Annotated in this window: 20 protein-coding genes; 7 read left to right on the forward strand and 13 right to left on the reverse strand. The window is 39.1% G+C overall.

Features of this window, described 5'->3' with window-relative positions; translation table 11 throughout:
- The first annotated feature begins 80 nt into the window (after nucleotides 1-80).
- The 5 genes from EL079_RS04590 (at nucleotide 81) to gggC (ending at nucleotide 6278) form a co-directional block, all read left to right on the forward strand.
- Nucleotides 81-1400 carry an HD domain-containing protein gene (locus tag EL079_RS04590; RefSeq protein ID WP_003031897.1) on the forward strand — a complete coding sequence of 440 codons (1320 nt, stop codon included), beginning with the start codon at nucleotides 81-83 and terminating at the stop codon, nucleotides 1398-1400.
- Nucleotides 1390-2199: a sugar-phosphatase gene (yidA, locus tag EL079_RS04595; RefSeq protein WP_003031895.1), complete on the forward strand. Its 810-nt coding sequence runs from the start codon at nucleotides 1390-1392 to the stop codon at nucleotides 2197-2199. The genes EL079_RS04590 and yidA overlap by 11 nt, the downstream gene beginning before the upstream one ends.
- Nucleotides 2199-3413, forward strand: a complete 1215-nt coding sequence (locus EL079_RS04600) for an aminoacyltransferase (RefSeq protein ID WP_003031881.1) — start codon at nucleotides 2199-2201, stop codon at nucleotides 3411-3413. The genes yidA and EL079_RS04600 overlap by 1 nt, the downstream gene beginning before the upstream one ends.
- A gap of 12 nt (nucleotides 3414-3425) precedes the next feature.
- Nucleotides 3426-4664, forward strand: coding sequence for an aminoacyltransferase (locus EL079_RS04605; protein WP_003031890.1), 1239 nt, complete (start codon nucleotides 3426-3428; stop codon nucleotides 4662-4664).
- Between the two features lie 63 nt (nucleotides 4665-4727).
- Entirely contained in the window at nucleotides 4728-6278 is a 1551-nt protein-coding gene (gene gggC / locus EL079_RS04610) for a streptosactin export ABC transporter GggC (RefSeq protein ID WP_003031906.1), read from the forward strand.
- A 256-nt stretch (nucleotides 6279-6534) separates the two neighbouring features.
- Here the strand turns inward: gggC and EL079_RS04615 are convergent, their stop codons facing one another.
- From EL079_RS04615 to EL079_RS04670, 12 genes are all read right to left on the reverse strand, one after another.
- Entirely contained in the window at nucleotides 6535-7713 is a 1179-nt protein-coding gene (locus tag EL079_RS04615; protein ID WP_003031856.1) for a TPM domain-containing protein, read from the reverse strand.
- A gap of 17 nt (nucleotides 7714-7730) precedes the next feature.
- Complete coding sequence (locus tag EL079_RS04620; RefSeq protein ID WP_003031904.1) at nucleotides 7731-8816, reverse strand: hypothetical protein; 1086 nt, start codon at nucleotides 8814-8816, stop codon at nucleotides 7731-7733.
- Nucleotides 8817-8866: 50 nt separating this feature from the next.
- Nucleotides 8867-10201: an SPFH domain-containing protein gene (locus tag EL079_RS04625; protein ID WP_003031829.1), complete on the reverse strand. Its 1335-nt coding sequence runs from the start codon at nucleotides 10199-10201 to the stop codon at nucleotides 8867-8869.
- 418 nt (nucleotides 10202-10619) lie between these two features.
- Nucleotides 10620-13238 (reverse strand): alanine--tRNA ligase, encoded by a 2619-nt coding sequence (gene alaS / locus EL079_RS04630; RefSeq protein ID WP_003031831.1) that lies wholly within the window; start codon nucleotides 13236-13238, stop codon nucleotides 10620-10622.
- Between the two features lie 54 nt (nucleotides 13239-13292).
- Nucleotides 13293-13862 (reverse strand): LURP-one-related/scramblase family protein, encoded by a 570-nt coding sequence (locus EL079_RS04635; RefSeq protein WP_080559883.1) that lies wholly within the window; start codon nucleotides 13860-13862, stop codon nucleotides 13293-13295.
- Between the two features lie 137 nt (nucleotides 13863-13999).
- Nucleotides 14000-14938 carry a peptidylprolyl isomerase PrsA gene (prsA, locus tag EL079_RS04640; RefSeq protein ID WP_003031860.1) on the reverse strand — a complete coding sequence of 313 codons (939 nt, stop codon included), beginning with the start codon at nucleotides 14936-14938 and terminating at the stop codon, nucleotides 14000-14002.
- Nucleotides 14939-15044: 106 nt separating this feature from the next.
- Entirely contained in the window at nucleotides 15045-15728 is a 684-nt protein-coding gene (locus EL079_RS04645; protein WP_003031902.1) for an O-methyltransferase, read from the reverse strand.
- A 1-nt stretch (nucleotide 15729) separates the two neighbouring features.
- The gene (gene pepF / locus EL079_RS04650; RefSeq protein WP_003031896.1) at nucleotides 15730-17532 is read right to left on the reverse strand and encodes an oligoendopeptidase F; all 1803 of its coding nucleotides are present in this window, start codon (nucleotides 17530-17532) and stop codon (nucleotides 15730-15732) included.
- Entirely contained in the window at nucleotides 17484-18515 is a 1032-nt protein-coding gene (locus EL079_RS04655; protein WP_018543438.1) for a competence protein CoiA, read from the reverse strand. The genes pepF and EL079_RS04655 overlap by 49 nt, the downstream gene beginning before the upstream one ends.
- 296 nt (nucleotides 18516-18811) lie before the next feature.
- Entirely contained in the window at nucleotides 18812-19981 is a 1170-nt protein-coding gene (locus EL079_RS04660) for an MFS transporter (protein ID WP_003031874.1), read from the reverse strand.
- Between the two features lie 77 nt (nucleotides 19982-20058).
- Complete coding sequence (locus tag EL079_RS04665; RefSeq protein WP_003031862.1) at nucleotides 20059-21435, reverse strand: DUF1958 domain-containing protein; 1377 nt, start codon at nucleotides 21433-21435, stop codon at nucleotides 20059-20061.
- A 116-nt stretch (nucleotides 21436-21551) separates the two neighbouring features.
- Nucleotides 21552-22259: a glucosamine-6-phosphate deaminase gene (locus EL079_RS04670; protein ID WP_003031845.1), complete on the reverse strand. Its 708-nt coding sequence runs from the start codon at nucleotides 22257-22259 to the stop codon at nucleotides 21552-21554.
- A 306-nt stretch (nucleotides 22260-22565) separates the two neighbouring features.
- On the opposite strand from EL079_RS04670, the gene queA reads away from it, so the two are divergent.
- Nucleotides 22566-23594: a tRNA preQ1(34) S-adenosylmethionine ribosyltransferase-isomerase QueA gene (gene queA, locus EL079_RS04675; RefSeq protein WP_003031869.1), complete on the forward strand. Its 1029-nt coding sequence runs from the start codon at nucleotides 22566-22568 to the stop codon at nucleotides 23592-23594.
- 10 nt (nucleotides 23595-23604) lie between these two features.
- Complete coding sequence (locus EL079_RS04680) at nucleotides 23605-24078, forward strand: arginine repressor (RefSeq protein WP_003031885.1); 474 nt, start codon at nucleotides 23605-23607, stop codon at nucleotides 24076-24078.
- 64 nt (nucleotides 24079-24142) lie between these two features.
- Here EL079_RS04680 and EL079_RS04685 read toward each other — a convergent pair whose 3' ends face one another.
- Nucleotides 24143-25477, reverse strand: coding sequence for a dipeptidase (locus tag EL079_RS04685; protein ID WP_003031838.1), 1335 nt, complete (start codon nucleotides 25475-25477; stop codon nucleotides 24143-24145).
- Nucleotides 25478-25498: the final 21 nt, after the last annotated feature.

Below are 25498 nucleotides of genomic sequence, written 5' to 3' on the forward strand. Positions count from 1 at the left end.
CAAGTTTGAATCGCTATTTTCAGAGGTTATAGATTACTTTGTTATTTGGACTGCTAGACGAGATGTGGTATAATAGAGCCATGATTGAAAAAGTATTTCGTGATCCCGTCCATAATTATATTCATGTGGATCACCAAGTCATCTATGATTTAATAAACACCAAAGAATTTCAACGACTGCGCCGCATCAAACAGCTAGGAACTTCTGGATATACCTTCCACGGAGGCGAGCACAGCCGTTTTTCGCATTGCCTTGGATCTTATGAGATTTCAAGACGAATTACAAAAATCTTTGACGAAAAATATCCAGAGGTTTGGGATTGTCATGAAAGCTTACTTGTCATGGCAACAGCCCTCTTGCACGATGTCGGTCACGGCGCTTATTCACATACTTTCGAGCGTCTCTTTGATACCGACCACGAGGAAATTACACGCCAGATTATCACAAACCCTGAAACAGAGATTAACAAAGTTCTGGTTCAAGTTTCGCCTGATTTTCCGGAAAAAGTAGCCAGCGTTATCAACCACACCTATCCAAACAAACAGGTGGTGCAACTTATTTCCAGTCAGATTGATGTCGATCGCATGGATTATCTCTTGCGAGACTCCTACTACACAGGCGCTTCTTATGGACAATTTGATTTGACACGGATTTTACGCGTTATCTGTCCTGTTGAAAACGGCATTGCTTTCAAACGCAACGGCATGCATGCTGTGGAAGATTATGTCGTCAGTCGTTATCAAATGTATATGCAGGTTTATTTTCACCCTGCTAGTCGGGCAATGGAAGTACTCTTGCAAAACTTGCTCAAGCGAGCTAAAATTCTATACGAAAAGCAGAAAGACTATTTTGCACTCTCTTCTCCCAACCTCATTCCTTTCTTTGAAAAGCGAGTGACCTTGAAAGATTATCTAGCACTGGATGATGGTGTGATGAATACTTATTTCCAGGTCTGGATGACGAGCCCTGATACGATTTTATCTGATTTAGCACAGCGTTTCATCAACCGCAAAGTCTTTAAATCCATTATTTTTTCAAAAGAAAATGAGAAATATCTGAATGTTATGCGGGATTTGGTTGCAGAAGTCGGCTTTGATCCTGACTACTATACCGCTATTCACCGCAATTTTGATCTACCTTATGATTTTTATCGTCCAGATGTCGAAAAACCACGCACTCAGATTGAAATTATCCAAAAGGATGGCAGTCTCGCGGAGTTGTCCACTTTGTCGCCCATTGTTGAATCGTTAGCAGGCACAAGACATGGAGACAATCGTTTCTATTTCCCAAAAGAGATGCTGAAAGAAGCTGGACTTTTTAGTGAAAATAGTAAAACTTTCTTGTCGTATATCAAAAACGATCAATTTATATATGGAGAAGCATACGAACATGAGTATTAAACTAGTTGCCGTTGATATTGACGGAACCTTATTAAACACCAAAAGAGAAGTCACACCAGAAGTTTTTTCTGCTGTACAAGATGCCAAAGCTGCTGGAGTAAAGATTGTCATTGCAACTGGACGCCCCATTCCAGGAGTGAGAAATTTGCTTGAAGAGTTACACCTAAACGAGCCGGGAAATTATGTCATTACCTTCAATGGCGGGCTGGTTCAAGATACAGTTACAGGGGAAGAATATATCAAAGAAACTCTAACCTACGATGATTATTTGGATATTGAATGTCTCAGTCGCAAATTAGGGGTTCACATGCACGCTATCACCAAGGACGGTATTTATACTGCTAACCGTAACATTGGAAAATATACCGTTTACGAAGCCGGACTGGTCAATATGCCAGTCTACTACCGCACTCCAGAAGAGATGGTAGACAAAGAAATCGTCAAAATCATGTATATTGACGAACCAGAAATTTTGGATCAAGCAATCGCCAAACTCCCTAAAGAATTGTACGACAAGTACACACTCGTGAAATCTGCACCTTTTTACTTAGAAATTGTCAAAAAAACTGTCAATAAAGGGGCTGCAGTCGTGCATCTAGCGGAAAAATTAGGATTGACAAAAGAGGAGACTATGGCTATCGGGGACGAAGAAAACGACCGTGCAATGCTAGAAGTCGTGGGAAATCCTGTTGTAATGGGAAATGGGACTGACGCGTTGAAGAAAATTGCCAAGTATATCACCAAATCAAACGATGAATCCGGCGTTGCATACGCTATTAGAGAGTGGGTTTTAAACTGATGTACACTTATAAGATTGGAATTTCTGCTCAAGAACACGATGATTTTGTTAAGGCAAGTTCTCAAACCAACTTGCTTCAAAGCGCTTCTTGGGCAAAGGTCAAAGATAATTGGGACAATGAACGAATTGGTTTTTACAAAAATAATCAATTAGTAGCCTCGGCCAGCATTCTCATCAAGCCACTGCCGCTCAGTATGACCATGCTTTATATTCCGCGTGGCCCTATTATGGACTATCAAGATCAGGAATTGCTACACTTTGTTCTGACCTCTTTAAAAAAATTTGCCAAAACTAAAAAAGCTCTTTTTATCAAGTTCGATCCTAGTCTTTTCCTCGTGCAGGCTCAAATTGGAGAAGACAAAAAAGAACAGCAAGAAACACTTGACGTGATTCAAAATCTCCAGAAAGCGGGAGCTATTTGGGTGGGGCGAACAGAATCATTAGACGAAACAATTCAACCACGTTTTCAAGCAAATATTTATAAGGATAATTTCAGCGAAGAACTTTTATCAAAAAGTACACGCCAAGCCATTCGCACTGCACGAAACAAAGGCATTCAAGTCCAGTTTGGTGGCAAAGAACTTTTGGATGATTTCTCTACTTTGATGAAAAAAACCGAGAATCGAAAGAGTATTCACTTGCGGGGGAAGGACTATTATCAAAAACTCCTTGATACTTACCCAGAGCATTCCTATATCACACTTGCAAGCATTGACCTAAATGAGCGTCTAGAAAGTCTTCAAGCTCAAAAAGCCAAAGCTGAAAAAGAAGCCAGCAAATTCACTGAAAAAACTAAACCTGGTAAAATTGAAAACAATAAGCAAGAACAAAAACGACTGCAAGAAGAAATGGATTTCTTGTCAGAAAAAATTGCTCAAGGTGTAACAACCGTGCCTTTATCTGGGACATTGGTTCTAGAATATGGAGCTACCTCTGAAAATATCTATGCTGGAATGGATGAAGAATACCGTCGTTACCAGCCAGCTCTCCTCACTTGGTATGAAACTGCAAAGCACGCCTTCGACCGTGGAGCGAACTGGCAAAACATGGGTGGTGTTGAAAATGATTTAGACGGCGGACTTTATCACTTTAAATCCAAGTTCAATCCAACTATTGAAGAATTTGTCGGGGAGTTTAACTTGCCAACCAATCCACTCTATCATCTCTCTAACCTTGCTTATACTTTGAGAAAGAAATTCCGTAGCAAACACTAAGAAAGGAATCGTATGACATTCAGACAACTTCGTCAGGAAGAATTTGTAAAACACAGCGCTTCTTGCGCTCAACGTTCTTTTATGCAGACGGTAGAAATGGAGAAGCTCTTATCAAAACGTGGCTTTACTTGTCAATATGTAGGATACACAAATGAGCATGACGAAGTGACTGTTTCAGCTGTGCTCTACAGTATGCCCATGACAGGCGGACTTCACATGGAAATAAATTGTGGCCCTGTTTCAACAAATCCTCAAGACCTACAGCATTTCTACCGTGAACTTAAGACCTACGCTAAAGAAAATGGCGCTTTAGAGCTAATTGTCAAACCTTATGAAACTTATCAAACATTTGACAGCAATGGTCAGCCGACCTCGCCCGAAAAAACAGAATTGATAAAAGAGTTGACAGACTTAGGTTATGAATTTGATGGCTTGCAGACAGGTTATCCAGGCGGCGAACCTGATTGGCACTATGTCAAAGACCTGACTGAACTAACTGAAAAAGATCTACTCAAATCCTTCAGCAAAAATGGCAAATCAACCGTCAAAAAGGCGAATACTTTCGGCATTCAATTAAAAAAATTGAAGCGAGATGAATTAAATATTTTCAAGGAAATCACTTCTGCTACTTCCGAGCGGCGTGAATATAGTGATAAACCTTTAGATTACTACCAAGATTTCTACGATGCTTTTGGCAATCAAGCGGACTTTATGATTGCAACGCTTAATTTTCAAGATTATCTGCAACATCTGCAAAATGATCAAAAAAAACTCAGACAAAAAATTCAAAAATTAGAAGCGGATTTAGAAAAAAATCCTCAGTCAGAGAAGAAGCACAATCAACTGCGTGAATTCTCTAGCCAATTTGAAAGTTTTGAAACACGCAAAGCCGAAGCACAAGAATTGATAGATAAATATGGAACAGAAGACCAAGTTCTTGCAGGCAGCCTCTTTATCTATACGCCACAGGAAGCGACTTACCTCTTTAGTGGTTCCTATCCTGAATTTAACAAATTCTACGCCCCAGCACTTCTCCAAGAATACGTCATGAAAGAAGCTATCAAGCGAGGTATTCCTTTTTATAATTTTCTTGGTATTACTGGAATTTTCGATGGCTCAGACGGCGTGCTCCGTTTCAAGCAAAATTTCAATGGCTACATTGTTCGCAAAATGGGCACCTTCCGCTATTATCCACAACCACTTAAATTTAAAATTCTCAGTTTGATTAAAAAATTGCTACGGCGCATTTAAAAACTCTCAAACAGCTTTTTGAGAGTTTTTAAATATTCGTATTTTAGATAGGACTTATCAAATATGCTGAAACGATTTATTTCAAAAAAACTACTAGCGATTTACTTTCTGTTTATCGTGCTGACATGGATTGATTCAGTTTTAAACCCAACGCTCGTTCGGATGATTATTGATAGTTTTCAAGCGAAAAATTTAAAAATTCTCTGGCAAATCTTGATGTTGGGAATTCTTGGAAATATGCTGATTGTCTTAGGTTTGGCAGGCAAACGCTATTTCTATGCAAAAATCATTGCAGACTTCAATACGAATATAAAAGGAAAGATGTTTGCTACTTTTTTGTATAAAAGTCAATTGTCAAATGAAGATATTCTTTCTGACTTGGAAAATGATGTAAAGCAAATCGAGGAAAATTATGTAGAATCCACTCTGATTATTATTGGTTCTTTGGGTTTCACCTGCGTTTCTATCATGTATGCTTTACTGACAAATTTTGGGCTAGGAGCAATTTTCATCATTTTCTATGCTATTCCAGCTCTATGTAGTGGTATTGGCTCCAAACAGCTAGACCAGCTTTCTAAGCAAAAATCAGAAGTCAATCAGAGCTACATAACCTTGCTTTCTAGCTTTATAGCAGGTGCTAGAGTTATTAAAAATTACCATAGCCAAACTTTCTTTTACACTCTTTTTCAGAAAAAACTCTTTCAAAATATTGAGCAGAATGTCCAGTTTGAAAAACAGCGAACCATTAATAACATCCTTATCAACACTATTGACGTATTTTGCTCTATTTGTCCCATTATTGTTGATGGCTTTATGACCTATTATGGCAGACTGACTCCTGCTAGCTTTGTAGCGATTTATCTTGTATCTTACAATATCGGCTATCAATTTCAAGAGCTTTCTTACTTTATCAATACTCGAAAATCCAGCAAAAATCTATGTGATAAATATCAATTTTTAGCTGAAAGAACAAAAACTAATGAAACAATCTCTTCTGAAAATTACTTCCCAATAAAATGTGAACACATCTTTTTCAGCCATCAAGGAAACATTATTCTCTCTGACTTCTCATTTACCATAAACGCTGGCGAAAAGATTGCCATTATCGGAGAAAGTGGTAGCGGAAAAACAACCTTGTTAAATCTCCTATTTGGCTTTTTACAGCCGGATTCTGGTCACATCACCTTTAACGGTCAAGAACTCAACCAAGAAGCGAGGCAGCAAATCGGTTCATACATTCTGCAAGAAAGTTACTACTTTGATAATTTGAGCCTCTATGAAAATATTAGCTTAGGAAAGCCTATCAATCATGAAAAAATAGAAGATGTTCTGACAAAGGTTCGTCTGCCCTATCTGAAAGAGAAAAATGGAATCACCAATCAAGCCTTGTCTGGCGGTGAAAAACAACGCTTAGAGATTGCTAGAAGCCTCTACTATGAAAAAGATTTCATTTTGGCTGATGAAGTCAAATCCAATTTGGATAAACAAATGGCTCAAGAAATTGAAGATGTCTTATTCTCTCTTCATCAAACCGTTATTGAAGTCATTCATCACTACTCGGATGAAACTCTTAAACGATATGACAAAGTAATCGAGTTATCATCAAAAGAATAAGAATAGTCGTAAAATTGATATGTTTCATCTGAGCTTGACAAGCCTTTAAAGTAAGTACAATCTCCGTCACTTTGCAATCGGTATCACGATGAAGCCGATAAGCCCTGACCTTACTTGCTTTTAGAAGAAATACGATTTCTTCTACTCGTCGATACAAACATGCTCCTAAATCACTATAAATTTCTTTCTAGGTCGGCACAAGCAAAAAAGGCCAGTATAAATATCCTGACCTTTTTTAACTTCCACTATTATCCATCTAAAAACTTCCGCCACTGCCCCCGTGACTTCTGTCTGATGAAGATGTATGTGTGCTACTACCCCCAGAATCACTGGAGCTGCTAGGCTCCGGTTTTGCTTTCTTATCTACATTTGAGTAGAGGAAGAATTCTTGAGCATTGGTAATCTGGAGACTATTTTTCTTGATGTAATCAGTGGCTCCGGTTTGATGATAGACAGATTTGAGCTGACCTTTCATTCCTGTTACGATGAGAAAGGCGAGACCAAAGCCAATAGCCAATGCTCCAGGAATCCAGTACCAACTTAAAGGCTCCTTAGGGAGATTTTTTACATCATAAGGCTGCCCTTTTCGTGCTTGAGTGAGGAATTCATCACACTGCTCAGCGTAGGTTGTAAAAGCAGCATTGTAGTCACCATCTTTTAAATCAGGCAAGAACTGCTTTGATAGGTAGTCTAAGCCAGCATTGGTAAAAGCAGTGATGCCGTAGCCTGTCGTTGAAATATGCCACTTCCGTTCTGCCATACTGATTAAGAAAAGCACCCCATCATGATTTTTTCCTTGACCGTAGCCATTGTAGTCGAAGTAGTCATCTGCGAAGTCTTGAGCACTTTTTCCTTCCAGACTTTTAACGGTCACGACAACGACATCGCATTTTTGGCGCTGACTAATGTCTTGGAGCTTTGCTAGTAAGACTTTTTCTTGATCCGGCTTCAGCAAGTCCGCTTCATCTACCAGTAATGGATTGGCCGATGCATTGAGCAATTTGGTTACTTTATTGAGATAATACCGAACACCGCTATAAATATTTTTCCCACTCTCAAAAGCTTTCCAAAGTATGTCGTCACTCTTTGCTCCTAGCTTTTCTTTAGCGTTTCCGGCATAATATAGAATCCATTCATTTTTTTCTTTATCAACAGCAAGGAGAATACCTTCAGCTGTGCCTGCAGATTCTTGATAAACCTTTTCAGCATAAGACAAAATACCATCTTCACCTACTGATTTTGCTGCCAAAAAGTAAACTTTAAAATGATATTGTTCTTCAATAGCTTTAGCCGCTTTGTTAATCTCTGTTATTTCCTTGCTTGAAAAGGCTGAGACTTCATCACGAATATAGCTGGTTTCTTCTGCACAGACAGTCCCAATCATGAGAAAGGAGAGAAAAAGAGTTGTCAGTAATGTTATGAATTTCTTCAACATAATCTCATCCTCCCTTCTTACAGTAAGTGAATCATCCATACAGCCGCATAACTAACTAAACTTGCCGCCACGCCCAGTCCAATTAGCCAACGTCTATAAGCTTGCTTGTCTAAGGGCAAATCTCCGACGAATTTACCAGTCTGACCATTCATCGCAAAGACAAACTTTTTGCCCCTCCAAGTCGTATTTAAGAGCCAAACTGGATAGAGAACATACTTAGTTGAACCATTTATCAAGCGAATATTCGAAGATTCTGGGGTAACGGTAGAAAACCCCGTAACTGTATCTTCAAAAGCTTCCTCCGTGCTTTGCTTGACACGGCTGTTAGCATGAGTAATGCTCTCCTCGGCTCCGACATCATATTTATCTGCTAGGTATCCTGCTAGGTAAGCTGTCTGAAAATCAACAGCTTCTGAAAAATCAAAGGGTTCAATGGATTCCATTAATTGATCATCCAATTTACTTGAACCGTCTACCGGGATATGTTCAAACGCTAACTGACCGGAACGAATAACTGAAAAATAGCTTGTTTCGGTATAGTCATACTCACTATCACTCCATGTTCTAATCCTGCTTGCTTTATAATGAACATCCGCATCTGCTTCTGTGTCAAAAAGCCAGAACGGAACATAAACCCCCTTTACTTCATCAATATGATTTTGGTCTTTAAAAACTTTTGGCAAGAGGCGTTTCCCCATGAGATGCTTGTTCAGATTCGCCTTTGCTGCCTTTTTATCTAATTTGAATGGAATCACATAATCTGGCTTTAAATCACCAGCAAAGCGTCCCATCATAACAACAGGATTATCGCAGAATGGACACGAAGTGGCTGCTGTTGACTCGTCAGCAACAATTTCACCACCACAAGATTTACAGACATAAACTGATAGCTGATCAATCTCGCCCGTATCCCATTCACCACCAGCCTGCGTACTCCAGGTCATATTTTCATCAGTCTGGGTTTTTAATTGTTCATCCAATTTCTTCAAACTTGACATATCCAATTCGGAATCACAATAAGGACACTTCATTTTCTGGATTGAACTATTAAATTCAAGAGCACCGCCACAATTTGGACATTTATATTCTTGTAAATCAGCCATGATGACCTCCTTTCTACTGTCATCGAGCTATGAGATAGTTAGAAAAGCTTCTAAACAAGGTCATTTTCATCAAATACATTGCCACATTCAGGGCAGAATTTAGGTGGATTATAAGCATCTTCTGGTTGCCAGCCACAATTGCTGCAACGGTATTGACGTTGGGGTTCTGGCTTAGGTTTTCCACAGTTTGAACAGAATTTACCATTATTGACAGTCCCACAAGTACAAGTCCAGCTGTCACTCACAGGTTTTGGTGAACCGCATTCAGGACAGAATTTACCTGAAGCTTCATGTCCATTTGGACAAGTCCATTTATCTGCAGTAGTTTGGGTTTGAGAGGTTGCACTCGCTGTTTGCGTTTGCTGACTAGCTGCTTGCTCTTGTCCCATCGCAAAAAGATTTTGAGCATTCATGCCGCCTGCGCCCGCTGCCATTCCTACTCCCATAAAGCCAGTCATCGCACCGCCTGGATTTTCAGCCGCTGCTTTCATAGCATCTGCCTGTGCACCGACTAAGGTAGCCGCTGCCATGGTTGGGTCCTTCATAATAGCCACACGTTGAGCCTGCTTAATCATTTCAGCATCTTCGTCTGGAAGAGTTACTGAACCAAGAGCTACACTGATGACTTTCAAGCCACGAAGCTCGCCCCATTTGCTAGAGAGTGCTTCATTCATAGCATTTTCAAGTTCTGTATTGTGGCTAACGATTTGATTTGGCCGCAATTCTAGATCAGATAATGCAGCAAAAGCTGGTTGGAGGGCACTGATAAATTCGGTTTTTAGCTGTGATTCTAATTCTTCACGTAAATATTCTTTTTCGACATTGCCACAGACATTGGTATAGAAAAGAAGTGGGTCTGCAATCTTATAAGAATAAACACCAGAGCAACGGACAGAAACATCCACATCTAAGCCGATTTTTGAGTCCACTACACGAAACGGAATCGGATTTGGTGTGCCAAACTTATTATCAATCAGCTCTTTGGTATTGAAATAGTAAACACGCTGATCTTTGCCTGTATCACCACCATAAGTGAACCGTTTTCCGATTTGTTTAAAAGTTTCCTTAATGGAATTGCCTAAATTACCTGTAAAAATACTCGGCTCGCTAGACGTGTCATAAGTGAATTGACCAGGCTCGGCACAGACTTCAACAATTTTTCCTTGCTCAACAATCATCATACACTGACCGTCTGCAACTGCAATTCCAGAACCATTTGAAATAATGTTGTCACTGCCCTTCGTATTGGATGAACGTCCAGATACTTGTTTTTGTCCTTTGACCACCATGACGGACTTGTCCATGGCATCACAATAAAAGAATTCTTTCCATTGGTCAGCCAATACGCCACCTACGGCACCAATTCCTGCTTTAATGAGTCCCATAAGAATCTCCTTTCTCTCTTTAAAAAGCATGCTTCCGTTACTTTAAACTGTACTATTGAACGACATCATCTCCTTTGTCATAAATTTGTGAATTTTTACAAAAAATTATACGCTAACTAGCAATGTTTGTCTTTTTATTGAAACATGATTAGCTGTATGAAAGCGCTTTATCTCCAAAACTATTTTACCATATTTTTATAAAATTGTAATTATCAAAAATATGAAAGCTATTTTTGGATTTATAAAACACCACAACCTAACAGTACAAATAAAAAAACGAATAATTCCGATGTTCTGACTAACAGAATATCGAAACTGTTCGTTTTTTGTATGATTTTTATGCAACTCTCTTAGATTTCATTTTTTGAAATCCTTGTAGAGACAAGCACAGATCTATCTCGCTTAAAGTAATATGACATTACAATTTTTCAGGAACAGCTGTAAGTAATTCTTGAATAGCTGCTTGGTTGCTTCCTCCAGCCATAGCCATGTCTGTTTTACCACCACCACGACCATTTACGATTGGAGCAAGTTCTTTGATTAAATTGCCAGCATGAATATCTTTTGTCTTGCTAGCCACAAGGACATTCACTTTCTCACCAATGGCTGCCACAAGTACAAGAACGTCTGAATAGTCTTTTTGTTTCCAAGTGTCTGCAAAAGTGCGTAGAGCACCTGCATCAGATACAGAAACTTTGCTGGCAATAAAGCTGTGTCCATTAGCTTCCTGAACATTCTTGAAGACTTCACCTGAAGCAGCGGCAGCTGCTTTTTCTTTCAGCTCAGCATTTTCTTTTTGCAATTGACGAAGTTGTTCTTGCAAGGCTTCAACTTTACGAGAAACTTCTTTCATTTGTGGAACTTTCAATGTCGTTGCAATAGCTTTCAAAGCATCTTCTTCCTCACGGTAAGCTTCAAATGCTTCTTTGCTGGTTACCGCAAGAATGCGACGAGTTCCTGAGCCAATTCCCTCTTCTTTGATAATCTTGAAAAGACCAATTTCAGAAGTATTTTTCATGTGAGTACCGCCACACAACTCAATAGAGTAATCTCCAATTGTCACCACACGAACTTCTTTTCCGTATTTTTCTCCAAAGAGAGCCATCGCACCCATTTCTTTAGCCGTATCAATGTCTGTTTCAATCGTTTTGATGTCAATCGCTTCCCAAATTTTTTCATTAACTTCTTGCTCAATGCGACGTAGCTCTTCTGCTGTAACTGCTTGGAAATGAGTGAAGTCAAAACGAAGAAATTCTACTTCATTGAGAGAGCCTGCTTGCGTTGCGTGTTTACCTAAAACATTGTGAAGAGCCGCATGAAGCAAGTGTGTTGCTGTGTGATTCTTCATAACACGGTGACGACGATTGTGGTCAATTTCAAGCTTATACTCTTGGTTTAATGCGAGTGGTGCTACCACTTCTACCGTATGGAGCGGTTGTCCATTCGGCGCTTTTTGAACATCTACGACTTGTGCAACGAGATTGCCTGCAAGGTCAAAGATTTGTCCGTGGTCTGCTACTTGTCCGCCCATTTCAGCATAAAATGGCGTTTCTGCAAAAACGAGGTAAGCTTTACCAGAAGTCACTTCTTCTACTTCTTTATCATCTGCCACAATCGCAACCAACTTCGCAGACAAAGCCTCTTTTTCATAGTTAAAGTGGCTTTCAGCTGTAATGTTTTGCAAGGTTTCATTTTGCATGCCCATAGATCCACCTTTAACAACACTAGCCCGTGCGCGTTCTTGTTGCTCTTTCATAGCAGCTTCAAAGCCTTCGCGGTCTACTGTCATACCAGCTTCTTCAGCAATTTCTTCGGTCAATTCTACTGGGAAACCATAGGTGTCGTACAGTTTAAAGACATCCGTTCCTGAAATAACAGACTGTCCTTTTTCCTTTAACTCTTCTACAATGCTTTGTGCAAAGTGTTGACCGGAATGAAGCGTGCGAGCAAAGGACTCTTCTTCACTTTTGATGATTTTTTCGATAAAATCTTGCTTTTCAAGCACTTCTGGATAATAGCTTTCCATAATTTTTCCGACAGTTGGAACAAGTTTGTAAAGGAAAGGCTCATTGATTCCTAATTTTTGACCATGCATAGAAGCACGACGGAGCAAGCGACGCAAAACATAACCACGTCCTTCATTTCCTGGAAGCGCACCATCGCCAATAGCAAATGACAGAGAGCGGATATGGTCTGCAATGACCTTGAAGCTCATATTGTCACCGTCTGGATTGTAAGTCTTACCGGATAACTTCTCTACTTCACGAATAATCGGCATAAAGAGGTCTGTTTCAAAATTAGTTTTTGCCCCTTGAATAACAGCTACAAGACGCTCTAGACCTGCACCCGTATCAATATTTTTGTGAGGCAGCTCCTTGTATTCACTTCTTGGAACAGCTGGATCAGCATTGAATTGGGACAAAACAATATTCCAAATTTCAATATAACGATCATTTTCAATATCTTCTGCAAGCAAACAAATTCCTTGATGTTCAGGGTCAAATGCTTCCCCACGGTCAAAGAAGATTTCTGTATCTGGTCCAGAAGGTCCTGCACCAATTTCCCAGAAATTGTCTTCAATTGGAATCAAATGACTTGGATCGACACCAACTGAAATCCAACGATTATAAGAATCATGATCATCTGGATAGTAAGTCATGTAGAGCTTGTCTTTTGGAAAATCAAACCACTCAGGACTAGTCAGGAGCTCAAAAGCCCATTCAATCGCTTCATCACGGAAATAATCACCAATAGAAAAATTCCCCAGCATTTCAAACATGGTATGATGACGTGCTGTTTTTCCGACATTTTCAATGTCATTCGTCCGAATCGCTTTCTGCGCATTGGTAATCCGTGGATTTTCTGGAATAATGGTCCCGTCGAAATATTTCTTTAATGTTGCTACGCCAGAGTTAATCCAGAGTAGGGTCGGGTCATTGACTGGTACTAGACTAACAGACGGTTCGACAGCATGACCTTTTGAAGCCCAAAAATCTAGCCACATTTGGCGTACTTGAGCACTTGATAATTGTTTCATTTTCTTCTCCTTAAAACATTTCTCTAACTGATTTTTCTATTGCCCATGTGAGTTTTAAGAACTACTTTCAAGAGCTTCTACATAGTCAATAGCCACACACAATGAAATCACTAAATCCGCGTAGGCATCTTCATAAACTACAACTTGATAAGTGGACATCAGGTGCAAGAGTTCTTTTGAAATCTCTGCAATCACTTGTCCCTGCGCATCCAGCAGACGAAATTCCAAATCCCAGATATTCCCCTCGATGCGCAGACCTAAGTTGTCAAATTCATATTTATCTCGTAAAAAGGTAAATTTTTTACGGATATAAAAACTCGAACCATTGCGCAATTGAATTTCAAATTGAGGTAAGACTGTTAGCACAGTCTTTTGAATTTGGCTGACCACTTCACCCTTGTCATCATAAATCGTAAAAGTTTTGGGAATTTTTAAAAAGCTCCCCTCCACTTGATAATCAATGTTCCCACGATTATCTTTGATGTCAAATTTCTCACCACCAAAGCGAAATTTTTGTTTTACAAGATAGGTCTTCATAACGGTTCCTCGCAAAAAGACAAGTCCACTAGACGAAGGGCGAAAAACCGCGGTACCACCTTCATTCAATGAACTTGTCATTCTCATTATGTATGCAATTTTTTCTTTGAGTAGCATGATTTTCGTTCTTACATGGCTTGCAGCACCGCCAATTCTCTGGGCTAAGAGGTCAAAAATCAATTCTCAATAGTCCTATTATACTCACTTATGAGCTTTTCGTCAACTTATTTTGATGAAGATGACGAGCTAGATGTTGATTTGCTATCTGACTTGACATATTGTGAGAATAGACTTTGGAAAGCTTGATCTTTCACCTTAATATTGGCTGCTTGTAATTCTTTGGCAACAATTTTTTGAATAAAGGTGCGATCATTTTGTTTTTGTGTCAAGATAACATTTTTCAGTTGTTTCTTGTAGTCTTTCCAGTTTGCTGATTTTTCAGATTTACTATTTAGTTTCACAATATAATAACTTGAAGAATAAGTTGATGATTTAACGGTGATAACATCCGAAATACCGTTTGCTTCAAGAGCAAAAGCCGCCTTTTTAACAGCATCTGGAACATCTGTCGAAGCTGAGTCAAACTTCACTTCCCCACCCTTATCTTTGGTCTTCGTATCCGTAGAATTTTCCTTGGCAATTTGTCCGAAATCAGCACCTTCAGCTTTAGCTTTTTCCAGTACTTCCTTTGCCTTGTCTTGACTGTCAACTTTGATGATTTGAGCAGTCACTTCTGGTGTATAAGATTCGTATGCTTTTTTATAGTTTGCATCTGTCAATTCTTTTTCAGCTGCTTTTTTGACAGCATATTCGACCAATTTATTGGTTCTGATTTGTTCACGATAAGTATCTTCCGTCAATCCTGCTCTTGCCAATACTTGTTGGAAAGCAGTTCCGTAAGTGCTCTTACTCTTATTGAACGTTTCATTGACTTCTTTTTCTGTAACATGTTTACCATAGCTCTTTTCAAAAACTTCTTGAATGGTCATATTGAGAAGTACTTGTTGAGCAGCTGCATTATTTTTTACTTTGTTATAGAAATCATTGACAGTAATTGTATTTCCTTTCATCGTGATAATATCTTTACCACCAGCTTGCGAGCATGCCGCTAATGTTACAACTGACAAAAGCGTAATGGCTCCTGCTAGAATTTTTTTCTTCATTATGAAAACTCCTTTTTTTAATTCACTTTCTTATTGTACCATAAAATAGATTTAATATCTTAAATTTTCCTAAAAACCATGAAAATTTAGGAAAATATTAAATCTCTCATTTTTTTCTAATCATCAGAATGCCGTCACCAAGAGGCAACAAAGTTGCAATCAAGTCAGGTTGATCTAGTGTTTTATCAAATAATTGGTGCAACCCTCGATAAATCGTTCGTTGGCCTCGACGCACTTCACTCATCTCCTTTGTGACATCTCCACCTTGAAAAACATCATCTATGATGATAATTCCTCCTGAAGAAAGGCGCTTCAGAACTTCTGGCAGAAAGACAACGTATTTGGACTTAGCAGAGTCCATAAAGACAAAGTCATAGCAATCTTTCAAATGAGGAAGAATATCCATTGCATCTCCTTCCAGCAATGTAATTTGCCTACGCTTATCAAACTTGGAAAAGTTCGCTTTGGCAAAAGCAATCATTTCTGGATTTCGATCAATCGTTGTAATTTGAGCCTGCGGTGCATGTTCTGCCATTAAAAGAGCTGAAAAGCCAATGGCTGTTCCAATTTCCAAAATCTTTTCTGGCTGTAAAGTTTCTAACAGAAAACGAAAATAGGCAACTGTTTCGTGAGGAATAATGGGAATATTTTCTGCATGAGCAAAAGTTTCGAGCTCTTTTAAGGAGCCCGAAACTTGCTTTTGCCGTGTCCGCATAAAATCGACGATTTCTTCTTTGACAACGGGACGACGCATATTGTGATTGGCATTTTTACTATAGGATTCAACCATTTTATGCCAGTCCTAACTTTTCTACGAGTGCTTCAAATTCATCAAGACGACGTTCAAAGACTGCAAAGGCAGCATTGAGGTAGTCTTCTTTTTCCATATCTACACCAGCTTTTTTAATGACATTTAGCGGATAATCAGAATTTCCTGCTTTCAAGTAGTTGAGATACTTCTCTTTATCTTCTTGCGTTCCGTTAACAATCTTATCTGCTAAGGCAGAAGCAGCTGAGAAACCGGTTGAGTATTGGAAAACATAGTAATCATAGTAGAAATGTGGAATCCGTGCCCATTCATATTGAATTTGTGGGTTGTCCTCTTTCGTCAAGCCATAATATTTTTCATTCAAATCTGCGTACAAATCATTCAAAAACTCACTCGTCAAGACTTGACCTTCTTGGTCAGCTTTGTGAATGGCATGTTCAAACTCGGCAAATTGAGTTTGGCGGAAAACAGTTCCACGGAAACCGTCCAAGAAATGATTCAGAATCGCAAAGCGGGTTTGATCATCATCTACTTCTTCCAATAATTTCTCCGTAAGGATATTTTCATTGGTCGTAGAAGCAATCTCAGCTAAGAAAATAGAATAATCTCCGTAAACGTACGGCTGTGTTTCACGAGTATAGCTGGAATGCATGCTGTGACCCGTTTCATGAACCAGCGTGAAAAGATTGTCCAACGTATCTTGCCAGTTGAGCAACATAAAAGCATTGGTATCGTAAGAACCGCCAGAATAAGCTCCTGAGCGTTTGCCTTGATTCTCATGAACATCAATCCAGCGCTCTGAAAAGGCCTTTTTCACTCGACTAAGATAATCATCTCCGAGAATCGCTAAAACTTCTTCTGCTTTTGTCAAAGCTTCTTCATAGGTAAATTTGTAATCTGCTTCTGACAATGGTGTATAGAGGTCGTACATTTTCAAATCAGAAAGACCTAAAATCTTTGCACGTAGCGCAATGTAGCGATGTAAGAGTGGCAAATGTTTGTTTACCGCAGACACTAAGCTATCATAAACACTTTCTGGAATAAAGTTAGCAGACAAGGCAGCTTCACGCGCAGAAGAAAAATTACGAACTTTGGCATTGTAATTATGAACTTTAACATTCGTTTGGAGAGTCTTGGCGTAAGTGTGTTGATATTGCTCATAGACGCTGTAAAGCGCTTCATAAGCTTCCTTGCGGACTGTACGATTTTTCGACTCCACTAAACTAATGTAATTTCCGTGCGTCAATTGCACTTCATTTCCTTCTTCGTCATGTACGGTTGGAAAGACAATATCGGCATTGTCCAAGATTCCAAAAGTATCACCTGCAGCACTAAAAATTTCACCAGCACCTGCCAACAATTCTTCCTCACGTTGAGAAAGGATGTGAGGTTTCTTTTGCAGCAGCTTATCAAAGAAGTGCTGATAGATTTGCAATTCAGGCTTTTCAGCTAAGAAAGTCTGATATTGCTCGTCTGTGATTGCCATAAATTCTGGCTCATAGAAAGCAAAGGCCTGTCCGAACTCACTATAAATGGCCATTCCTTTGGCTTGGTATTCTTGGTATTTTGCCACGCGTGTATCTTGGTCATTTTTCATGTGAGCATAGGAATAGAGTTTTTCGATACGACGCATCAAGTCCAACTGGATTTCTGTTGTTTTTAAGAGGCTGTCAGCTGAGCCCAAAAGATGACCGGCTAAGCTGCTGGCTTCTTTTAATTCTTTTGAAACTTGAGTTAACTCTGCCTCAAAAGCTTCATCTGTTGGGAAAATCGTTGTTAGGTCCCAAGTGTATTTTTCTTCAATTTCATTTCTTTGTTTTGCCATAAAATTTCCTCCGTCCTTCCTATTCTATCATAAATATTGCCAAAAATCTTTGCATAAAAGGCTGGAGGATAGAGAATTTGAAGATTTTTATTTTTTTCTTTTTCATAATAAGCTGAAAATTGCTGGTAATAAGGCGTGAGATCCTGAAAAATCTGACAGAAAGAGCTGGAACGAACAGGTTGGACTTGCGGATAAAAGTCACTAGCCGTTTTGGTTAATAAATTATCACCCGTTTGATACAATTCTGCCTGCCATTTCATCCATTTGGGCTGCTGATAGTAGAGCTGCTGGCGCACATAACTGCAAATATTTTTATCTTCTTTTGCCAGAAAACTCGTCATTTCCTGCTTGCAGAATGGCTGACGAAAGATGTCTAAAAGGTTTCCTTTACCAAAAGCAAAACTTTTCTCCTTATACTGAACCTTGCCATGCAAATCTTCATGAATCAAGTATTTAAGCCTCAAAAGCTGTTTTTGTTCGTCCAATTCCCACATATGAAAGCCCATATTTTGACTGAAATAGAGAAAATCCTTTTGTAAATTGGTCAAAGTATTTTTCAGCCAAAGTTTCTTTCCCAAGAGCCAAAGAACGCGATAGCCATGCTGACGATAACTTTCCGTACGCTCTTTTAAGCGTTTTTGACTAAGTGAGCTACACTGAACTTCAAGCACAATTTGTTTTTCAACTAACAAATCTGCGATTTGCTGCAATTCTGGTAAATAAGCTTCTACTTGAATCGCATGATTGGATTTTCTAGCCCAAGTAAACAAAGCAGCTTTCAAATTCAAGTGTTCTGCGCTTTCATTTTCCGTATAAAAATGACATTCTTTTAAAGAAATATGAGCAAAATGCGGTCGCATCACCTTGCCATTTTTAAATCGCACCGCTTCCTTACAAGCCGGGCAGAGAAACCTACCCGGTGGATTTACCCTATCTTCCACAGCATTTAGCATTTTTCCGTTTTCCTGACAAGCCATTAACATAGATTATTTTCCCCTTTTACTTAAATTATTCGTAAAAAAGAGTGAGACAGAACTCATCTTAAAAATTTTAAGTTCGTAGTCTCACACTCGCAAGGTTGCTCAACAGTCTGGGAGACCGTTGGGGGTGGGTAAAGAAAAAAAGTTTTCGTCAAAAGTGTTTTTTCGAGCTTAAAAAGCAAACAAGATTAAGACTCGTTTCATGAGCCTTATCCGGTAACTAATTCGTCATTGCTTTATTATACAATATGCTATGAAGCTGGAGACTTTCAATCCAGCTTTTTTATACCTCTCTTATTTTAACCGAATAATTTCTGATTTGGCTTGTTTGGCACTTTCAAAAAGAAGGCTAAAACAAGCACTACAATCATCACACCAGCTAAGAAAAAGCTCATCATTTCATAGCCAGATTTGTCAATAATGTCTCCTGCAATATTTTGGATAAGAATGGTTCCCAAATTTCGGGCTGTTTGAACAAGGGCAATAGCTGTCACCATATATTTTTCATCTACTACATTAGCAACAATCTTTAAAGTCACCATAATCAACAACATTCCTGTGGCGTGCTTTGACATCAAGGTCAAAAGAATCTTGGAAGTCAATCCCAAATCCAGACCATAAATCACATACTGTAAGAGCAAAATGAGCAGGGGAATATAAAGCAATTTTTTAATCGGAAGTTTATCCATAAAAAGATAAGAAAAGAAGATCAAGGGCGACTCACAAATAACAGAAATAGCTACCACAGTCGTCGCCACATTGACACTTAAACCACTATGCTCTAACATAGATGGTATATAAGTGTGACCAGTATTCCCGACTCCAGAATAGAGCGCTACAATAACGAGGTAAAACAAATATGTTTTATTTTTAAAAATCTGTCCAATATAGGAATCATTTTTCGTTTGTTTAGTCTTTTTGCGAGGTTGATCGTGTTTCGGATCAATCCCTAGCACTCCAAGAATGCTCACACACATCATGCCGATAAACACAATGAAAATCGCTTGAGGAGAGATGAATTTATAAATCAATCCTGCCAATTGCGAACCCATTGCATAACCAAAAGTCCCCCAGATACGGATTTTCCCATAAGTATAAGGACTTTGAGCCGCTAGCACATCCATAACAGGGTTGACACCATTTACCAACATTAAAACAGCACTATACCAAATTGTCAACAGCAAGAGATTATTGGCTTGCGTGAAAAAGATTGCTCCCACAATAATCAGAAGGAAACTATAAATGGTTACTTTTTTAATGCCAATCGCGTCATTCAAAACACCCATGATAGGCTGTACAATCATTGAAGAAAAGAACGAGGCGGAAACAACCAGCGAAACCTGGCTAGCTGAATAGCCCTTATCCAGCATATAAACTGAAATTAAAGTCGAAAAAAGCGAATACGATAAAAAATAAAAATTATACATCAAAAAATAAGCAAAATAGCTATTTTGAAATTTCCTAAACATGATTTTTCCTTCTCCCTAAAAAGGTGACAAAGCCCGATTGGATAAATCAATCGAGCTTTCTATTCTGCAATGAGTGATTAACGTTTCTGACGACGAGATAGCTGTGTATCGTTAGTTGTACGCTGTTTTCTTCTTTGCTTACGTTTCGTTGCTTCAAAAACGACAATGAGCAAAAGAATAAGCAACGGAACTGCGATCAGAATGTGATAATCTAAAAAGAGTTGCTTCAAACTTTTTCCGCTAGATTTTGCTGTTGTAGTTTTTACAGTTGATTTAGCTGCACTGTTTTTAATTGCTGTATTCTTTACTTCTGTGACATTATCTCCGTTTGAAATAAGCGAAGAAAGTTGCTCCAAACCATTATCATTTTTCAATACGTCATTTTCCACAACTGCTTTTGCTGCTGTGCCTTTTTTCACTGTTGCATAGAAATCTTTTGACAGGTTATATCTTTTTCCATTGATTGTTTGTTCTCCAGCCTTGAAAATTTTTTTGTACTCATAATCAGCATAAGCTTTCTCAATCAAGGCATTGCCAAATGGATGGCGGTAATATTCTCCGTCTTGGTCAGACCAATTCCCAACTCCCATGATAACACTAATCAAACGTTGTTCCCCTCGCTTAATCGTTGCGATGTAATTAAAAGCTCCTCGTGGACTTGACCCCGTCTTTAAACCTTCGACGCCTTCAATGCCATATTTGGCACCGGGAAGTGAGTAATTATAGGTTTCAAAGGTTTCTTCATACGGCGTTCCCTTTTTTACCGTTACGACTGGTTTATTGGTGTAATTTAAAATATTTGGATAATTCTTGACGAAATGGTACCCTAAAATGGCTAAATCGCGCGCCGTTGTCTGATTGGCTGCATTGTTATCATACCGTTGTGGAGTATACAAGCCTTTGAAAGAAACAGCTGCAGCTCCACTGGCATTGAACCATTTTGTATTGGTCATACCTAATTCTTTTGCCTTGGCATTCATCATGTCCAAAAATGTATCTGGATCATTGTTAGATAAATAATTGGCTAACATAACAGTTGTCGCATTTGAAGATGGAACAGCTGTCATCGTAATCAATTCAGAGACAGTATAATCTACTCCCGCCACAATTTTATTGTTGGAAATTTCGTAAATTTTGGCAATTGCTTCATCACGTGGTGTTGCTTTGATAACTGTATTTTCGCTCAACTTTCCTTGCTGAATTGCTTCAAAAACTAAATACAAGGTCATCAATTTGCTCATACTGGCAGGATCACGAACTTCATCAATATTGTCTTGCCAAAGGATATTTCCCGTATTAGCATCTACAATCAAGGATGATTTCGGACGATTGATTGGATTGACCTTCTCGTTTGGATACATTTTTTGTGCCATATCAACCAATTCATCTGCACGAGCAGCAGTTACTCCCACATACAACATAAAAAGACAAACAATAGCTAACAGCTTTTTCACTAGAATCCTCCTAAGTTCTCACTTATCTTCTAGTATAGCACACTTTATCCATAAGATAACGAACTTTTTTCAAAATGTCAAAAAACCTACCTAAAAATTAGATAGGAAATAGATTCTTATTTTTTCAAAATGCTTAAAGCTTCTTTATCTGCGATAATGACAACATCTTCATGTTTTTGAAGGACGCTTCCTGGTAGTTCTTCTGTAATCGGTCCTTCCACGGTTCCTGCAATCGCTTTTGCTTTTGAAGCACCATAAGCAAATAAAATAATGGATTTTGCATTGAGAATATTTTGAATGCCCATTGAGTAAGCTTGAGTTGGCACATCTTCTATCTGGTCAAAGAAACGAGCATTGGCTTCAATGGTTGATTTCTCCAAATCCACTACATGAACAGTACTATCAAAGCTCGTCCCTGGTTCATTAAACCCAATATGACCATTAGTGCCAATTCCTAAAATTTGCAAATCAACAGGATTCTCTGCCAGAACATGATTGTAGCGTTTGATTTCTGCTTCCGCATTTTCTGCAACACCATTTGGCAAGAAGCTTTCCTTAAATGGCTTTTTATCAAATAAATGCTCCTGCATGAAATAGCGATATGACTGAGGATTTTCTCCACTTAGCCCGATGTACTCGTCTAGATTCACACTGGTTAAGCCTGACAAATCAAGGTCACTTTCAACAATTTGCTCGTAAAAACTCAAAGGACTGCTACCTGTCGCTAATCCTAACGTTTTAGCTCCTTTCGCTAATTTTTCTTTTAATAATTCAAAGGCTACTCTACCACCGTCTACTTGATTTTCCACTTGAATAATTCTCATCGCTAAACTCCTTTTCCTTATTTAATTATATTATATGGTATAGACCAATTTTTGTCAAGAGAATTTGTCCCTTTTTAAAGAATCCGAGCTTGTTTGCACGAAAAATCGTGTTATAATAGAAGAATGTTAGTCTATTTATTCTGTTTATTTTTGTTAGGAGTTGCTTTTGTCATAACTGCACTTCTTCTCAAAACCAAGCGAATGTGGCATTATACCCTATTGATTTTAGGCATTTTACTCATGTGCCTGCCACTTGTTGCTTCTTGTTATTCATTATGGATTTTATTTACAGCTTAAGGAGAATGTATGAATACTGCTGATTTTGACTTTCATTTACCAGAAGAGTTAATCGCACAAACACCTTTAGAAAAGCGAGATGCTTCCCGCCTTTTAGTCGTCAATCACGAAACTGGTCAACTGGAAGATACTCACTTTGACGCTATTATCGACCAATTAAATCCCGGAGACGCTTTGGTTATGAATGATACGCGCGTCTTGCCAGCACGCCTTCATGGTGAAAAGCCTGAAACAGGCGGACATGTTGAATTACTACTGTTGAAAAACATCGCAGGAGATGATTGGGAAGTGCTAGCGAAACCAGCCAAGCGCTTAAAAGTCGGAGCAGCTATATCTTTTGGTGACGGGCGCTTAACAGCAACTGTCTTAGAAGAATTAGAACACGGTGGACGAATTGTACGTTTCCATTACCAAGGGATTTTCTTGGAAGTGCTTGAAAGTCTGGGCGAAATGCCCTTGCCGCCTTATATTCATGAAAAATTAAAAGACCGTGAACGCTATCAGACTGTTTATGCTAAAGAAAATGGCTCAGCGGCTGCTCCTACTGCCGGGCTTCATTTTACCAAAGAGCTGCTGACTCAGATTGAAGCTAAAGGTGTGAAATTAGTCTATCTGACGCTTCATGTTGGTCTAGGAACCTTCCGTCCTGTCTCTGTAGATAATGTGGACGAACATGAGATGCATTCAGAATTCTATACACTGTCTGAAGAAGCAGCTGACACGCTTCGACAGGTCAAAGCCAGCGGGAAACGTGTTATAGCGGTCGGAACAACTTCTATCCGTACACTAGAGACAATCGGTTCAAAATTTAATGGGGAAATCAAAGCAGACTCCGGTTGGACCAACATCTTTATTAAACCTGGCTACGATTGGAAAATCGTAGATGCTTTTTCTACCAATTTCCACCTTCCAAAGTCCACTCTCGTCATGCTCGTTTCAGCCTTTGCAGGTCGAGAATTAGTGCTCTCTGCTTATCAGCATGCCATTGATGAAAAATACCGCTTTTTCAGCTTTGGAGATGCTATGTTTATAAAATAATAGGTGAAATATGAATAAAATTGAAAGCCGTCATCGACTCATTCGCTCGCTTGTCCTAGAGAAAAAAATTCACACACAACAAGAATTACAAGATTTGCTTTCAGCAAATGGCGTTACAGTGACGCAATCCACACTTTCTCGAGACATTAAAGCTTTGAACTTAGTAAAAGTACACGAAGCAGATATTTCTTATTATATTATCAATAGCATGGCACCTTCACGCTGGGAAAAACGCCTGCGTCTCTATATGGAAGATGCCTTGATTATGTTGCGTCCTGTTCAACATCAAGTTGTCATGAAAACTCTTCCTGGATTGGCACAATCATTCGGCTCTATCTTAGATGCTCTAGAATTTTCCGAAATTGTCGCAACGGTCTGCGGTGATGATGTCTGCTTGATTATCTGCGAGGACAATCAAAAAGCACAAGACTGTTTTAACAAATTAAAACAATTTGCACCCCCGTTCTTCTTTAGTAAAGAATAACCTTTTTAAGTATGAAAAAGCTGAGAATGGACATTTTCGTCCACTCTCAGCTTTTTTCTTCTAACTATTTCCCAGCCAACCGATAAATCGTTTCAGCATAAATATCCATTGCCTTATACAGATCGTCAATCACAGTTCGTTCATTCGCTTGATGTTCTGTTTGCAAAGCACCAGGGAAAAGTGCGCCAAAGGCCACGCAATTTGGCATGGTGCGAGCAAATGTAGCACCACCAGAGGACACAGCAGGACTATTATCATTTGTTTTTTCTTTATAGACAGCCATTAACGTGCTGACCAATTCACTATCAAGCGGCACATATAATGGTGCAAGATAGTCAAATTCTTCATAACGCAATTGATATTCTTCAGCAAGTTGGCTTAATTCCTGTACTAATTTATCTTTGTCTGCAAGAACTGGAATCCGCATGTCAATCCGAATTTCAGACTTGTCCTGATCTAAGCTTAATCCAGAAACATTGAATGACAAAGTTCCTGAAGGCTCATCTGAAATTTCACCAAACAAGCGGCTGCCTGTAGCATCTTCCCTAACTGCTTCAGCGATAAATTGAATGGCAGAGTGTTGAATAAGCGGATTTAGTCCTGTTGTCAAACGTACAATAGCATTCACTCCCTCAGCTGCATCTTTTGAATGCTTAGGGACACCAATGACTGTTACTGTATCTGCAGTTCGTTCGTATTCAAAAGCCTGTTTTTTCAATTCAGCTTCTAATGAATCTGCTAAATTTCCCGTATAGCTTGCTTTTGCAGGTACAACATTAAAGGCTTCTCCTGCTTCAATAGCAAGTTCTTGTGAACCTGAACCATGTAACTTAATCTGCAGCAAACCTTTTTCAGCATAAGTCAGCGGGAAAGAAGAATCCGGTGCAAAACCAAGAGTCGCTGTTTCCTCCAGCTCATTGTAACGAGCCATACAGCGCCACAGAGTTTCTTCGTCTGTACCATAGATGAAACGAATCCGCTTGTTAAATGTCACACCTGCATCCATCAATGCTTTAACAGCATAAAGTGCAGCTAGGGACGGACCTTTATCATCTTGCACCCCACGTCCATGTATCCAACCATCTTTTATAGTTGCTTCAAATGGAGGAGTTTCCCAATCGGACAAATCTCCCGCTGGAACAACGTCTAAATGGCAGAGAACGGCCAGGAGTTCTTCTCCCTGACCGATTTCTGCATATCCATAATAGCCTTTAGGATCAATGTAAGTTTTAAAACCTAAACTCCTAGTGATCTCTAGCATTTTTTCTAAGACGTTTTGAATAGATTGTCCGAAAGGTGTCCCATTTTCCCCTTCATTAAGAACTGACGGGTAGGAAACGATTGTTTTCAGCGATTCTAAATAATCAGACTTAATTTTTTCGGTTAAAAATTGTTTCATAGAGAACACCTCATTAATTTC

Origin of the sequence: Streptococcus anginosus (assembly GCF_900636475.1) — a bacterium.
GTDB classification, from domain to species: Bacteria; Bacillota; Bacilli; order Lactobacillales; family Streptococcaceae; genus Streptococcus; species Streptococcus anginosus.

Coding starts and splice junctions, on each gene's coding strand:
- EL079_RS04590 (WP_003031897.1), top strand. CDS start 81: ATGATTGAAAAAGTATTTCGTGATCCCGTCCATAATTATATTCATGTG.
- yidA (WP_003031895.1), top strand. CDS start 1,390: ATGAGTATTAAACTAGTTGCCGTTGATATTGACGGAACCTTATTAAAC.
- EL079_RS04600 (WP_003031881.1), top strand. CDS start 2,199: ATGTACACTTATAAGATTGGAATTTCTGCTCAAGAACACGATGATTTT.
- EL079_RS04605 (WP_003031890.1), top strand. CDS start 3,426: ATGACATTCAGACAACTTCGTCAGGAAGAATTTGTAAAACACAGCGCT.
- gggC (WP_003031906.1), top strand. CDS start 4,728: ATGCTGAAACGATTTATTTCAAAAAAACTACTAGCGATTTACTTTCTG.
- EL079_RS04615 (WP_003031856.1), bottom strand. CDS start 7,713: ATGTTGAAGAAATTCATAACATTACTGACAACTCTTTTTCTCTCCTTT.
- EL079_RS04620 (WP_003031904.1), bottom strand. CDS start 8,816: ATGGCTGATTTACAAGAATATAAATGTCCAAATTGTGGCGGTGCTCTT.
- EL079_RS04625 (WP_003031829.1), bottom strand. CDS start 10,201: ATGGGACTCATTAAAGCAGGAATTGGTGCCGTAGGTGGCGTATTGGCT.
- alaS (WP_003031831.1), bottom strand. CDS start 13,238: ATGAAACAATTATCAAGTGCTCAAGTACGCCAAATGTGGCTAGATTTT.
- EL079_RS04635 (WP_080559883.1), bottom strand. CDS start 13,862: ATGAGAATGACAAGTTCATTGAATGAAGGTGGTACCGCGGTTTTTCGC.
- prsA (WP_003031860.1), bottom strand. CDS start 14,938: ATGAAGAAAAAAATTCTAGCAGGAGCCATTACGCTTTTGTCAGTTGTA.
- EL079_RS04645 (WP_003031902.1), bottom strand. CDS start 15,728: ATGGTTGAATCCTATAGTAAAAATGCCAATCACAATATGCGTCGTCCC.
- pepF (WP_003031896.1), bottom strand. CDS start 17,532: ATGGCAAAACAAAGAAATGAAATTGAAGAAAAATACACTTGGGACCTA.
- EL079_RS04655 (WP_018543438.1), bottom strand. CDS start 18,515: ATGTTAATGGCTTGTCAGGAAAACGGAAAAATGCTAAATGCTGTGGAA.
- EL079_RS04660 (WP_003031874.1), bottom strand. CDS start 19,981: ATGTTTAGGAAATTTCAAAATAGCTATTTTGCTTATTTTTTGATGTAT.
- EL079_RS04670 (WP_003031845.1), bottom strand. CDS start 22,259: ATGAGAATTATTCAAGTGGAAAATCAAGTAGACGGTGGTAGAGTAGCC.
- queA (WP_003031869.1), top strand. CDS start 22,566: ATGAATACTGCTGATTTTGACTTTCATTTACCAGAAGAGTTAATCGCA.
- EL079_RS04680 (WP_003031885.1), top strand. CDS start 23,605: ATGAATAAAATTGAAAGCCGTCATCGACTCATTCGCTCGCTTGTCCTA.
- EL079_RS04685 (WP_003031838.1), bottom strand. CDS start 25,477: ATGAAACAATTTTTAACCGAAAAAATTAAGTCTGATTATTTAGAATCG.